General features: G+C 65.5%; 13 protein-coding genes. 8 read left to right on the top strand and 5 right to left on the bottom strand.

What is annotated here, in order from left to right; genetic code table 11:
* The first annotated feature begins 366 nt into the window (after positions 1-366).
* The 6 genes from GTP77_RS28915 to GTP77_RS28940 all read left to right on the top strand — a co-directional run bounded on the left by GTP77_RS28915 (position 367) and on the right by GTP77_RS28940 (position 6,271).
* Complete coding sequence (locus GTP77_RS28915; protein WP_161075607.1) at positions 367-705, top strand: hypothetical protein; 339 nt, start codon at positions 367-369, stop codon at positions 703-705.
* Positions 706-710: 5 nt separating this feature from the next.
* Positions 711-1,205 (top strand): tetratricopeptide repeat protein, encoded by a 495-nt coding sequence (locus GTP77_RS28920; RefSeq protein WP_161075608.1) that lies wholly within the window; start codon positions 711-713, stop codon positions 1,203-1,205.
* A 26-nt stretch (positions 1,206-1,231) separates the two neighbouring features.
* Entirely contained in the window at positions 1,232-2,824 is a 1,593-nt protein-coding gene (locus tag GTP77_RS28925) for a hypothetical protein (RefSeq protein ID WP_161075609.1), read from the top strand.
* A gap of 9 nt (positions 2,825-2,833) precedes the next feature.
* Entirely contained in the window at positions 2,834-4,846 is a 2,013-nt protein-coding gene (locus GTP77_RS28930) for a hypothetical protein (protein WP_161075610.1), read from the top strand.
* A gap of 23 nt (positions 4,847-4,869) precedes the next feature.
* Positions 4,870-5,523: a hypothetical protein gene (locus tag GTP77_RS28935; RefSeq protein WP_161075611.1), complete on the top strand. Its 654-nt coding sequence runs from the start codon at positions 4,870-4,872 to the stop codon at positions 5,521-5,523.
* Positions 5,524-5,629: 106 nt separating this feature from the next.
* Entirely contained in the window at positions 5,630-6,271 is a 642-nt protein-coding gene (locus GTP77_RS28940; protein WP_161075612.1) for a hypothetical protein, read from the top strand.
* 80 nt (positions 6,272-6,351) lie between these two features.
* Here the strand turns inward: GTP77_RS28940 and GTP77_RS28945 are convergent, their stop codons facing one another.
* A complete protein-coding gene (locus GTP77_RS28945) occupies positions 6,352-8,418 on the bottom strand; it encodes a S9 family peptidase (RefSeq protein WP_161075613.1) in 2,067 nt (688 codons plus the stop codon).
* Positions 8,419-8,611: 193 nt separating this feature from the next.
* Positions 8,612-9,040 (bottom strand): hypothetical protein, encoded by a 429-nt coding sequence (locus tag GTP77_RS28950; protein ID WP_161075614.1) that lies wholly within the window; start codon positions 9,038-9,040, stop codon positions 8,612-8,614.
* 181 nt (positions 9,041-9,221) lie between these two features.
* Here GTP77_RS28950 and GTP77_RS28955 point away from each other — a divergent pair, with 181 nt between their 5' ends.
* Together GTP77_RS28955 and GTP77_RS28960 are read left to right on the top strand one after the other, a co-directional pair.
* Positions 9,222-9,674 (top strand): GNAT family N-acetyltransferase, encoded by a 453-nt coding sequence (locus GTP77_RS28955; protein WP_161075618.1) that lies wholly within the window; start codon positions 9,222-9,224, stop codon positions 9,672-9,674.
* The gene (locus GTP77_RS28960; protein ID WP_161075615.1) at positions 9,674-10,027 is read left to right on the top strand and encodes a nucleotide pyrophosphohydrolase; all 354 of its coding nucleotides are present in this window, start codon (positions 9,674-9,676) and stop codon (positions 10,025-10,027) included. Before GTP77_RS28955 ends, GTP77_RS28960 begins: the two co-directional genes overlap by 1 nt.
* Before the next feature lie 86 nt (positions 10,028-10,113).
* On the opposite strand, the gene GTP77_RS28965 is transcribed toward GTP77_RS28960, so the two are convergent.
* From GTP77_RS28965 to GTP77_RS28975, 3 genes are all read right to left on the bottom strand, one after another.
* Positions 10,114-11,019: an alpha/beta hydrolase gene (locus GTP77_RS28965; RefSeq protein WP_161075616.1), complete on the bottom strand. Its 906-nt coding sequence runs from the start codon at positions 11,017-11,019 to the stop codon at positions 10,114-10,116.
* Positions 11,020-11,098: 79 nt separating this feature from the next.
* Positions 11,099-12,883: a TnsB C-terminal domain-containing protein gene (locus tag GTP77_RS28970; protein ID WP_161075617.1), complete on the bottom strand. Its 1,785-nt coding sequence runs from the start codon at positions 12,881-12,883 to the stop codon at positions 11,099-11,101.
* Positions 12,884-13,148: 265 nt separating this feature from the next.
* The coding region (locus GTP77_RS28975; protein ID WP_187358888.1) for a DbpA RNA binding domain-containing protein at positions 13,149-13,687 on the bottom strand (539 nt) is incomplete at its 5' end.

The following is a 13,687-nucleotide window of genomic DNA, read 5'->3' on the forward strand; positions in this document are numbered from 1 at the left end:
CCTGATTACAGAAAGACGTGAAGCATCGCGTGAAATCGGACGAAAAATGGGCTTGAACGGCTCGCCAGTGGACCATTCGGCACGCTGGCCTTGCCAGGAAAGCGAATAGATCAGCGCTTCCCTAGCAGAAGATTGCCTCTTGAAAGCTATCCAATTATCACCAAAACGTTAATTCTCAGGTTAAACGGCAAAATATTTTTACCATTAGAAACAAATATTTCCGACAACATCAATTAAGATTCAGATAATATATCCGAATTGCTAATTGGAAATATTAGTTTCATGCGCCTAAATACCGCTGCCGTATTGTCACTGCCACTTTTACTGTCCGCCTGCGCCTCCCAGCGATTGGAGCCGGCACCGGATTTGAGCGCCTACCGCTCCGTAGAATTGATTTCCAATAGCAGCGGCAAGCGCGCCAATCTGCCGGCCCGCTTTATTGCCGAGGGCTCCTATTTCGAATTGCCGGGTGAAACCGGCGGCAGCCAGCGCCTGTATTTGCAGGCTGAGGCTTGCCGCAATTCCAGCGACGCCTATTGCCAACGCAGCTACGCCATTACCGGCGACCTGGACGTGTTCCAAACGCGTCTGAAATGCTATGCCGAAGTGCGCAACGACAGCACCACCGGCTATGCAGGACAGGCCTTGCAGGGCTTGTGCCAGGATCCGCACAGCCGCTCCTATTCCTTCACCATCTCCCGCTAAGCACTATGAAAAAGTACGTTTTTGCCAGCCTGCTGGCAGCTACCGCCATGCTCGCAGCCTGTGATTCCGGCCCCTTCGCCAGCACGGACGCCATGCGCCAGCACGCCGCGCAAAGCCTGGCGCAGAAAAACTTCGGCGCGGCCGCCAGCCAGGCCGAGAAACTCAGCGCCAAAGCGCCGGACGACTATGAGGCGTTTTACTTGCTGGCCCAGGCGCAGGCGCAATTGGGCAATAAAAACGCGGCCCTGGCCGCGCTCGAATCGGCCATCAAAAAAGGCTACAAGGACGAGCAGGCAATTGCCGCCAACGACAATTTGCAATCACTGCGCAATATGTCCGCCTACGCGGAATTAATGGACAGCGCGTTCCCGCGCCGCGTCCAGGCCGGTACGGCGGAAACGCCGGCCGCCGCTTCCGACGCGGTGGGCATTACCGAAACGGCCGGCAAGACCGTTATCCGCGCCGGCGACGTCGTCGTGGAAATGCCGAAAACAAACTAATGAATAACGCAATTGGGGAAAAAGCTATGCCGAATCTGTTGAAAAAAACCATCTGCGTGGCGCTGGGTGCGCTGGCCCTGGCCGGTGCCGCACGTGCCGACGACGCCGTGATCGGCGAAGGCCGCGCGCCGCTGGGCGCCGGCAATGCGTCCGCGATCCGCGGCGCCGCCAAGCAGGACGCCGTGCGCGACGCCGTGCTCAAGGCCATCAAGGACGCCACCGCGCTGGACGCGAGTGACGAGCGCTTCGCCCCCATCGTGACCGAAGTGGCCAAGCAGATGCGCGACGTCCGCGTCACCTCGGAAGAATCGGTGGGCGGCGAATTCGTCACCCGTGTGCAAGTGTCGGTGGACCGCAAGCAGATCAAGAACGCCATCCGCGGCACCGACCTGGACAAGCTGAGCGACCGCTCCTTCAGCATCCTGATGCTGGTGGACGAGTTCATGACCAGCACGCGCGACCTCAACATGCCGCTGGAAGAACTGGTGGAATTGAAGTACGACGCTGGCTCCGCCTTCCGCGACAAGTCGATCAAGGCCTCCTCCGCCAGCTCCTCCAACAACTCGGCGGCCGCCTATTCCGGCAGCCTGAACGCGTCCAGCGCCTCGTCGGCCAAGATCAACGCCAGCTCGCAAAGCGCGGCCGGCCTGCGTTCCGGCGGCGACAGCCTGAATGCCAGCGAGCAGTCCAGCCTGCAGGGCAGCCGCTCGTCGGCCGCCGCCGTCTCGGCCAAGGAGAACTACAGCGCCGCGTCGGCCTCGAAGTCGCAGCGCGCCTCGGTCGATGCGCGCAACGTGGCCGCCTCCAGTCATGAAACAGCCAGCTACAAGCACCTGGTGAAGTACCAGGACACGTCCAAGCCGACCAACCGCCCCTTGTTCCTCAACGAGTTCGCCGGCAAGCTGCGCGACTACGACCTGCGGCTGCTCGATTCGATGAATGCGAAAAGCAAATTCTTCGGCGACAAGGCCATCAACCTGACTTTGCTGGGCAACACGGCGGAGATGGCCAAGTTCAGCGAGTTCGCGCGCACCAAGGCCAATGCCGACTTCCTGATGGTCGGTTCGGCCACCGTGATCGCCGGCGAGCGCAACAACGCCACCGGTGAGATGGGCTGCGTCGCCAACGCCGAAGTGAAGGCCTTCGCCACCGCCGGCGGCGAGATGATCGCCTCCATGGCCGAAAGCGCGCAGGCCAGCGGCCCGAATATCGAAGGCTGCGCGGCGCTGGCCGCGCAGAAGGCGGCGCGCCTGATGGCGCCCAGCTTCGCCTCCAGCGCGCTGGGATACTGGGCCGACCGCGCCGCGCGCGGCCGCCAGTACACGGTGGAATTCAAGGGCAGTAACCTGGCGCTGCCGGTGCGCATGGCGTTCGCCAAGGCGTTGCGCGACATCGACGGCGCCTCGGCCGTCGAGAAGAAGGAAGACGGTCCGGACGGCGTGAAAGTCACGCTGACGCTGAAGGGCAAAGGCGACGCCATGGAACAGGTCTACGGCGCCGTGTCCAGCCAGCCAGCGTTCTCCGGCAAGAACCTGGACGGCACCGTGGAAGGCGAACTCGTGACGCTGTGCCTGGACAAGTGCGGCGCGCCGGCCAAGGCGCCCGCCAAGAAGAAGTAAGGAACGGCCATGCTCAAACATTCCCTCCTTGCGCTGCCGGCACTGCTGCTGGCCATGGCCTCGCCCGTCGCGCTGGCCGCCGCCGAAGCCAAGGTGTATCCGGTGCGCGGCGTGTTCTGGGACAGCGGCGAAAGCAAGGCCATCGACCAGCGCTTCATGCAGTCGCTCGACATGCCCAAGGTGTCGCAGCAGGTGAAGGACGCGCTGGACACGGCCTTCAACGGCCGTACCGGCGAGCTGACGCAAAAGACCGGCGCGCACACCTTCGCCGTGTCCTTCCACCTGACGCGCATGGCGACCTACACCGCGCGCAAGCCGGACGGCAACGTGGAGATCCGCACCCCGGTCACCGGCAGCATCTACTTCACCAACGTGCTGACCGGCGAGATCCTGTTCACCGCCACCAGCACCAATGCGGCGCTGTCGCTGGTGTCGGGCAAGGCGCTGGGCGAAGCCGCGCTGCGCGCCGAGGCGGACAAGCTGTACGCGGCGTCGCTGAACGCGCTGATCGAGCAGCTGTGCAAGCAGGCCAACGCCGGCTTCCAGCCGCGCGCGCTGGAGGCGAAGGTGACCGCGCTGCACAACGGCATGCTGCTGCTGGCCGGCGGCTACCAGCAGGGCTTCCAGTCCGGGGACAGCCTGGAGGACGAGCAGTCCAACCTGATCCGCGTGGTGTACGCCGGCGCCGACTACGCCGTGGCCCAGCCGGTCCTGGCCGACGGCGTGCAGCCGGGGGCCAGCTTCCGCAAATACGTGGTCGGCAAGATCGACGGCCGCCTGCGCCCGCGCGCCACCGTGGTGGTGGACCAGGTGGCGCCCGGCTTCAGCCAGGAATACGTGGCGCAGCTGTTCTCCGAGGAGCTGGGCCAGCAGGCGCCGCTGACCATGGTGCAGGTCAACCGCAATTTCGCCGCGCTGCTCAAGTCCATCGCCCAGCAGGCGTCGCTGGCGACGGCCAGCACCGCCCAGCGCGACACGCCGGACCTGCTGATACGTTTGCGCGTGGCCGATCCCATCCTGTACGAAGCCCGCACCAACCTGGGCTTCCGCACGGTGCGCAGCTTCGAAGCCAATGCCTACGCCGAAATCATCGACACCAGCGGCCGCGTGCTGTTCACCTCCGCCGGCCATGAACGCCAGAAGATCGAAGTGAACAACGGCTTCGACCTGGACCCGGCGGCGCGGCGCGAAATCGCCATCAAGAACGTGCTGCTCAACCTGGCGCAGCAGATGGGCAAGCTGGCCGAGGCCAAGCCGGACGCCACGGCTGTGGCGCGCGTCAGTGCCGACGGCATCTTCCTGCCGACGCCGGCCAAGGTCTACCCCCAGCAGGCGGCGGGCTATCTGCTGCGGCCGACGGAATTCAAACTCAACGGCAAGAGCGTCAAGCTGCTGTTCCCGCTGTCCGAAGCGGTGGCGGCCCGGCGCATCGGCAATGAAACGCTGGTCGCCACCGTGATCCCGCTCGGCAAGGACAAGGCCGCGCCGGCCGCCGGCGACGTGTTCGAAACCCTGCAGCTGGGTGTGACGCCGAAGTCGGCCGCCGCCTTCAGCCTGTGCGCCGACTCGGAAACCCTGGGCGCGCTGCGCACGCCGGAATTCGAGAACCTGGCGTCGATGGCGCTGGCCAAGGCCATGCCGGGCAATTACTACGCGCCCGAGATCAAGGCCATCGCCGACGACACCGTCAACGGCGCGACCGGCTTCCGCTCGGCCATCAAATGGACCATCCCCGCCGTGCCCTCCTGCGTGCAGCCGGTGCAGCGGATCGACCTGGCCGGCGAGGAATGCGGCGAGCAGTGCCAGAAGAACGTCACCGCGCGCTACACCATGCGCATCCGCGAAGGCGGCGTGGTCGGCGCGCGCGTCGGACTGGAATCGAAATTCAAAACCAGCGGCTACGAGAAATCGACCGGCGCGGACGCCGTCAACGCCTTGATCCGCTCCGACCTGATCGACGAGGCGCAGCAGCTGCTGGGCAGCATCGCCGCCAAACTAGTTTTCCCCACCACCACCAACTAAGAAAGAGCTACATGAAAGCACGCATGAAAGTACAAGCCGCAGCCGCCGCACTGATCCTGGGCACCAGCATGGCGGCACACGCCCAGCTGGGCGGCCTGTCGCTGCCGGGCGCCAGCAAATCGGCGCCATCCGCCTCGGTGGACGTGGACGGCTTCCTGAAAAACGCCATGACCGCCGAACTGCTGATGCGCGGCTCGCTGGACCAGCTGGTGGCATCGCTGGCATCGAAGGAAGAGCTGGCGCAGATCGACGCGCTGAAGAAAGTGGCCAGCGAAAAGACCGACTCCAAGGAGAAGGCCGTTTCCGAACAGGCCATCATCCAGTCGCAGACCGCCCTGCTCAACACCAAGGACTTCGACAAGATCGCCAATGAAGACGCGAAGAAGATGGACGCCAAGCAGAAGCAGAAACTGGCCGGCGCCGCCTACAACTTCATGCTGGCCGCACTGAAGGACAAGGAACTGATCGGCCAGTCGCAAAGCGTGATCAGCGGCCTGAGCGGCAACCCGGCCAACCTGGGCAAGCTGGGCACCGTGAAAGACACCGCAGGCAGCCTGAAGACGCAGCTGGAACTGGCGTCCTCGCTGGCCACCAAGGTGCCGAAAGTGTTCACCGCCGTGGGCGTGAAGAACCCGCCGGCCAAGGCTTCGGACGCACCAGTCGCCATCGCCGACTGATATAGACCAAGGCTGGGAGCCGGCACATTTATCGTCCAGCTCCCAGCCTTGTATAATAATTCAACGGGAGCGCAGCATGTTTCGCAGTATCGTACTATGCACACTTATGGCCTTCTCCAGCACGTCGTTCGCGCTCGACTGCGAGGCAGGTAGTCAACTGTACCGAGGCGCTTGCACATCCAATTCAATGGTGGACCTGATTACCTGCATTGATGCCACTGGCGGTAACAAGCAGCAGTTGGTTGCTTATCTCGATCAGTCAAATGGAGCCAACAACAAGGGAGGTGGGAGCATAGCCGCCGGGAATAGAGTCGCATCCGGCAAAGTCGAACTTCAGGCCGCCCGGGAAACAGAGAGCCGAGCCATTCTTGCTTTGGGCGCACGATACTTCGAAGGCGCAACCAAGGTATGCGCAGCGCATGCAGAAAAAATCATTTCAATGAAGTCGGAAGCGCGTCCAGGTAAGGGAAAAAGCGTATCCCCACCATCCGCAAAACTTCCCGTAGCCGTCATTGCCAGCGGCGGATCTTTGACATTCTTCCCAGGATTTACCATCGTCATCAGAAGCACATCCAGTTCAGAGGACCCATCGCTTACCAATGTGAACATTCAAACGCCGGAAAACGGGACGATCATGGTCCGCACCGACAACATCGCCTGGGACATCTCTCATAAGGGCGTCAACTACAAGATTCGCGCGTCTCTGAACAAGCATAATCAAATCGTACTCACGCTATCGCAGAAATAGTGCGCCTGCATAGTAAAAAAAGCCCGTCATGGCAATGCATGACGGGCTTTCAAACTCATACAAGTTAACTTTTCAGGGCATTACTGCTTGGTGTACTTGTTCAGCCAGTCCAGCACCGTATGGTGCCACAGCACGGAGTTGGCCGGCTTCAGCACCCAGTGGTTCTCGTCCGGGAACACCAGCAGCTTGCTGTCTATGCCCTGGCGCTGCAGCGCGGTGAAGGTGCCCAGCGCTTGCGCGGTAGGGATGCGGAAGTCCAGGTCGCCCTGCACCACCAGCATCGGCGTCTTCCACTTGGCAACGTGGTGCACCGGGTTGAACTTCTCGTGCGACTCGGCCGCCTTGTAGTACGGGCCGCCGTATTCCCACTCGGTGAACCAGATTTCCTCGGTCGAGTAAGCCATGCCGCGGATGTCGAACACGCCGTCGTGGTTGACGATGCACTTGAAGCCGTCGGCCCAGTTACCCTCGATCCAGTTCATCATGTAGCCGCCGTAGGACGCGCCCAGCGCGCAGCTGCGCTCGCGGTCCAGCCATGGGAACTTGGCCACGGCAGCGTCCATGCCCTTCTTCAGGTCTTCCAGCGGCTTGCCGCCCCAGTCGCCGCTGATGGAGTCGGTGAAGGCCTGGCCGTAGCCGGTGGAGCCGTGGAAGTCGATGAACACGGTGGCGTAGCCGGCGCCGGCGTACACCTGCGGGTTCCAGCGGTAGCTCCACGAGTTGCCGAAGCTGCCCTGCGGACCGCCGTGCACCAGGAAGGCGATCGGGTACTTCTGGCCCGGCTGCGCGTTCCAGGGCTTCATCACGTGGCCGTACACGGTCTCGCCGTTGGCGCCCTTGAAGGAGAACTGCTCGTACTCGCCGAAGCGCACGTCGGCCAGCGCGGCCTGGTTGACGCTGGTCAGCTGTTCAGGCTTGGCGGCGCTAGTACCCAGCTTGAATTTGTACAGCTGCGCGCCGGAGGCCAGCGAGGCTTGCGCCATCACCACGGTGTCGCGCGCGACGCTGAAGGCGGACACATAGCCCGGGCCGGAGACGGCGCTGGCCTTGCCGCTGGCGGCGTCGATGCTGAACAGGCGGTGCTGGCCCACGTCGTCTGCGGTGGCCAGCAGGGTCTTGCCGTCCGGCGCCCAGCGGTAGTCGGCCACGGAACGGTCCCAGGCGTCGGTCAGCGCGCGCTTCTTGCCGGTGGCGACGTCCATCAGCACCAGGTGGAAGCGGTCGGCCTCGAAGGTCGGGCGCTTCATGGCGGTGTAGGCCAGGGTTTTGCCGTCCGGCGAGAACTGGGCGCGGGTGTCCCAGGCCGGATTGTCGGCGGTCAGGTTGCGCGGCTCGCCGCCGGCGGCGGGCACGCTGAACAGGTCGAAGTTGGTGGACCAGGCTTCGGTCTTGCCGGCCACGCGGGCCGAGAACACCACGGTCTTGCCGTCCGGGCTGAACTGGTATTCGTCGCGGTCGCCGAACGGTTTCGACGGCACGTCGCCGTCAATGCCGCCGCTCAGGCTCACCGGCGCGGCGCTGACCTTGCCGCTGCTGTCGATGGGCGCGGTGTACAGCACGTTGTTGCGGCCGTCGTTCCAGGTGTCCCAGTGGCGCACGAACAGGCGGTCGTAGACCTTGCCGGTGGCCTTGTTCTTGGCTTGCGCATCCATGCGCGCCTTGCTGCAGGCCAGGTCCGCGCAGTCGCGGAACACGGCCAGGCTCATGGCCAGGCGGTCGCCTTGCGGCGACAGGCGGAAGTTCTCCACGTCCACCGGCAGGTCGGTCACGCGCGCCGCTTCGCCGCCGGCCAGCGGCAGGCGCCAGACCTGGTTGCTGCCGCTGCGCGCGGACAGGAAGTAGACGGCATCGCCGGAGGGCGACCATTCGGGGTCCGTGCTGCTGGCGTCGGCCTGGGTCAGGCGCACCGGCGCCGGCTTGGCCGCGCGCAGGTCCAGCATCCACAGCTGGGTGTTGCCGCGGTTCTTGTCCATATTCGTGGCGCGCACCGTGTACACCACTTTCGACGCGTCCGGCGACAGCAGCGGGCTGCCGACGCGTTCCATTTTCACCAGGTCTTCCACGGTAAAGCCGCGCGGTGCGGCCTGTGCGTGCTGAACACCGGACGCGGCCAGCGCGGCCGCCAATACCAGCAGACGTAATTTCATTCGGTTTATCTCCGACATCGTTATAAAAAAGGCCAGCTTGTGGCTGGCGCAGTCGGACATCATACCAAGATTCGGGGATAAAAGAGGCCCGCCGGCCGCGCCAGGGAGGACGAAGCCGGCGGAAAGGGAGACACCACGGGCGGCGGACTCGCCCGTGGCTTGCTACACGATCGGAGCTGCCTGAGGGCGCCGCCTAGCGCAGCGACACCAGCAGGTACTGCACCGGCTCGCCGGCCACGCGCGGGGTGCGGGCGATCAGCAGTTCGCCGCCCATGTCGCCGTCCGGCTTGCGTTCAAAGCTCATCTGCAGGCTGCGGTCGAGCGCGACAAAGCTTTGCATCCCGGTGCCGACGATTTCAGTGCGTTCGCCGTTGTCGAGCTGGGCGTACATGCGCCGGCCTTGCGAGGTCAGTTGCAGCAGGCCGCCGTTGCTCAGGTCATACGCGCCCTTGTAGGCGCCGAAGTCCACCGCATACATGCCCAGCCTGTGTTCCGGCACGACGATGGACAGGCCGGTGGCGGGCACGCGCACCGAATCGACCATTTGGGGGTCCTGCGCCGTTTGGCCCATGGCGGCGATGCAAACCATGAACAGCAGCGGCGCCAGCAGAAGTTTTTTCATGATGCTCTCCTTCGCTTGGAGGGGGGCTTTGTCGCCCCACTATGATTCAATATAGCCAGCTTTCACGGCGGCGGGATAGTATTTTTCTCGCGCCGGCGCGGCGTGCATAGCGCCCCTGCATGCCCCTCGCCGGGCTTGCGCTACAATGCAGGCACACCCGTTTTTCGCCTCCATCACGCCCATGAATATCGCTTTCGAAACGCCGGACCAGCCCGAAGTCATCGCCCTGATCGCCGACCTGGACGCCTACCAGTTGACCTTGTATCCGCCGGAGAGCGTGTACGCGCTGGACCTGGCCTCGCTGAAGCAGCCCAATGTGCTGTTCGCAGTGGCGCGCGACGCGGAAGGCGCAGCGGTAGGCTGCGGCGCCATGGTGGTGACGCCGGAATTCGCCGAAGTGAAACGCATGTATGTGCGGCCGGAGGCGCGCGGCCAGGGCCTGGCGCGGCGCATGCTCACCACATTGGAACGGGCGGCGGCGCAGCGCGGCAGCAGCGTGTACGCGCTGGAGACCGGGCCGGCGCAGCCGGAAGCGATTGCGCTGTACGAGCAGCTGGGTTACCAGCGCTGCGGTCCGTATGGCGACTACCGCGACGACCCGCTCAGCGTCTTCATGCGCAAGCAGGTGGCGTGATGGAACAAGACAGCCTGATCGAACTGCGCGACCTGGCGCGCGCCTTCGCGGCCGAGCGCGACTGGGGCCAGTTCCACACGCCGAAAAACCTGGCGATGGCGCTGACGGTGGAGGCGGCCGAGCTGGCCGAGCATTTCCAGTGGCTGCCCACCGGCGCCGCGCACGAACTCGACGAGCGCAAACGCGTCGGCATCCGGCACGAGCTGGCGGACGTCATGCTGTACCTGATACAGCTGGCCGACAAGACCGGCGTGGACCTGCGCAGCGCGGTGCTGGAGAAGATGGAATTGAACCGCGCAAAATACCCCGCCGAGAAGGTGCGCGGGGATATGCGCAAGTACAACGAGTATTAACTGACGCGGCATATTGGCGGGTTACGCGCTCCGCGCTAACCCGCCCTACGCAATACCACCGCCGCAGGCCACTCGCCGTGCAAGCGTCAAGGCAGCCCCAGCGCCTTGCGGATCTCGGCGTACACCAGCTTCCAGGCGGGCGAACTGGCGGCCACTTCGTCATAGTGGCTGGCGTTGGGCAGCACCACCACCTCGGCGGCGTCGCCCGCTGCGCTTGCGCGGCGCGCATAATCCTGCGCCACGCGCACCGGCGACACGGTATCCAGCTCCCCCGTCACCAGCACGGTGCGTACGCCGGCCGGCAGCAGCTCGGCGGGCGAGGTGTCCGAAAACACGTCCGGCCGCGCCGCGCTGGGCACGCCCGCCAGCTGCACCATGTCGCGCTCGCAGCTGCTCTTGATCAGGGCTTCCTCGTTGCGCAGGTCGGCCAGGCCGCCCAGGCTGATCACCTGCGGAATCGGCAGCGGCGCGGCGCGGTAGACGGGGCTGGACTGCGGCAGCTTGTGGCGCGACGCGGCCCATTGCGCCAGATGCCCGCCCGCCGAATGGCCCATGGCCACCACGCGCGTCAGGTCCAGCTGGTGCGCGGCGGCTTCCTGCTTCAAGCGGTCCACCGCCGTGGCCACGTCCTGGTACATGCCGGGATAGCCGCCGCCCTCCTCGTCCACGCGGCGGTATTCCACGTTCCACACGGCGATGCCGTTTTTAATCAGCGCGCCGGCCACGTTGCGCATCTGCTTGATGCCGCCGAAATGGACGGTCCAGCAGCCGCCGTGGATGAGTATCACCACCGGGAAGGGCCCCGGCCCGGCGGGCTTGTACAGTTCTGCGAATTGCGACGGCGCGCTGCCGTAGGCGATGTGCTGCTGCGGCGCGGGGCCGTCCAGGGCCAGGTAGTCCTGCAGCGTCATCGGTGCGGCGGCGTGCGCGCTGCCGCCGGCGGCGCCGGCAATGGCGGCGGCGCAGAGCGTCTTGCGTAGTGTGGTCAGCATGGGTGGTCCATAAAAGCGGGGCAAGGCGCAGCATACCGCGCCCTATTCCGCTTGTCACCCGCTGCTCGTCGGCAGCTCGCTAACCCGCCAGTGCGGCCACCATGCGTTCGAAACTGGCGTACTGGCCCGGCGGCGGCACGTGCTGGCGCACCGGCGCCTCGCCGGCGCGCAGCCGCAGCACTTCCGCCGACGACAGACGGCGGTGCGCCACGCTGCGTTCGGCGATATGGCAGGCGTGGAAATGCATGGGCGCCTGCGGGTCAAGCAGGTAGATGGTGTCCAGGCTGGACGTGTCGCACGCCACCTTCACATGCCACTGGCCGCGCTGGGCGGCGCGCTCGAACCAGCGCCCCTCCACGGCGCGCGCGCAGCTGTAATAGGTGCCGTGCAGGCAGATGCCTTCGGCCGTGACCACCGCGTCCTGCACCGGCAGCAGGCTGCAATGCACCAGCTCCTCGGCATACTGGCGCAAGGCCGTTCCGCGCTGCGCCACGCCCCAGTCCCACAGCTGCTGCGGCGTGCGGTCGTCCTCCTGCGCCGCGTGGTTGTAAGCCAGCACGCCGCTGATGACGATGCGCGTGAACTGCTCCAGGTCCAGCACCGCATCCAGCCGGCCGCACGGGGCGGCGGCATCGGCTGCGGGAGCGGCTGCCGATGCGGCGGTACTGGCTGCGGCGATGGCCGCCGCGTGCGTGCGCAGCGCAAAGCGCTTGCCCAGCTCCGCGCTCCACGGCGACGGCCCTTCCTGCGGCGCGACCAGGCAGCGCACATTGAAGTTGTTCAGCAAGGCGCCGTCGTCCGCATCGCCCAGCAGCGCGGCGTCGGCGAACAGCAGCTCCGGCAGGTGGCGCGACGGCCACGCGCCGGACGGGATATCGAGGCCGTGGCGCAGGCAGTAGCGGCGCTTGTCGGCGGCGCTGTTGGCCAGCGCCATCAGCGCGTGGCGCCAGCTGGGCTGCTCCATGCTCACATACACGCCTGCCACCACGCCGCTGAAGATGTCCGTCACCGCGTACAGCCAGGGTTTGCCGGTGACCTGGCTGCGGTCGGCGCGCGACACCAACTGCACCTCGGCCTGCATGGCCTCGACGCGGAAGGCCGCGCCGGGGCGGCCCGGATGGGCAATATCGCTATCGCCGGGCAGCGCGGGCGCGATGCGCTGCGCCGCCATCAGCTGGTCCTGCTCCAGCCAGTAGCTGAACTGGCCGAAGGTCGGCAGCGCCTGCAGCGCCTCGCCGCGCTGCACGCGCTGCGTGCCGGGAGCGACGCTGCGCTCGCAGAAGAAGTCGCGCAGCATCTGGTCGAAAATGGCGCGGCGCGACAGCGGCGGATGCGTGGCGGCGTGGCGCGCAACGGCCACGCGGAACACCGCGCGCATCTGCTCGTCCACGTTCACGCCGGGCGCGGCGCCTTCCTTGCGCGGGCGGCCGCGCTTGATGCCTTCCGAAGCCGCGCGCGTCTTGCCGCGTCCTCCGGAATTGGCGTAGTCGGGCAGCAGCGCATTCGGCGTCTGGCCGCGCTGCCAGTAGCGGCGCAGATAGCGGTAGATGGTAGGATGCGATACGCCATGCCGCTGCGTATAGTCCGCCACCAGCTGGCCGCGCCGGCGCGGCTCGTAGATGGCGGGCTCCATGGCGGTCAGTTCGCGCACGATTTCCCAGGCGCGGGCGCGCAGCTCCAGGTGCTTCGGCGGCAGCAGGTCCTGGTTGACCACCACCATATACGGATCGTCCGGCAGCAGCCGCGCGCGGCCGGACGCCAGGTCGGCCTGCAGCACCGCCACGCGCGCCAGCTCCGCCTCGGCGCTGTGCGCTTTCACGTTATAAACATAGGCGGCGGTGTGCGCCGCATCTATCCACAGCACGCGGATCGTTTTGCGATCCGGTCCTGCATACTCAAGAAGGTCATTTCGGGATATCACGTCACCCTCGCTGGACAGGAAAATACAACCTTAGAAGCAAATTCCAGGCCAGATGGCAAAAAACAGTGCTTGCGGGGCGTGCCGCATTCCGCTGCGGCCGCGCAGCGTCCTTCTGGTGCAACGCAGCACGCCGCTGCACCGGCAACGTGCACCGCGAGGATGCGCCGGGGGTTGCCCAAAGAAAAAGGGCCTTGCGGCCCTTTGGTGTTTATTTGAACTTGTTGAACTTGCCCGGCTTGCGCAGCGGCTTGTCCGTGCCCGGCACCTTTTTCGGTGCGCCGGGTTTCGCGGCGGCGGGCTTGGGCGGCGTGTGCTTGCCCGATTCCGGCGGCATGGCGTCGGCGTGGCTGATGCGCAGCTGCTGGCCGCCCACCCACACTTTGCCCAGGTGCTGGAAGACGTCGTCCGGCATGCCGTCCGGCAGTTCCAGCACGCTGTGGTCGTCGAATATCTCGATGCGGCCGATGTACTTCGCCTCGATGCCCGCTTCGTTGGCAATGGCGCCGACGATGTTGGACGGCGTGGCTGCGTGCTTGCTACCCACTTCGATGCGGAAGGCGCTCATCGGCAGCGTGACCTTGTGCTTGTCCTTCTTTTTCTTCTTCGGCGCTTCGTCGCCAAAGGCCGGTTCGCTGTCGTCGTCCTTCGGGGCCAGTTCCGGCTCGGGCGCGGCGGCGCGCTTGGGCGCTGGCGCGCGTTCAACCGGCGCTGCGCGCTCGGCCGGCGCCGGACGCGGCGCCGCAGGGG

The sequence above is a fragment of the Pseudoduganella aquatica genome, from assembly GCF_009857595.1.
Taxonomy (GTDB): domain Bacteria; phylum Pseudomonadota; class Gammaproteobacteria; order Burkholderiales; family Burkholderiaceae_D; genus Rugamonas; species Rugamonas aquatica_A.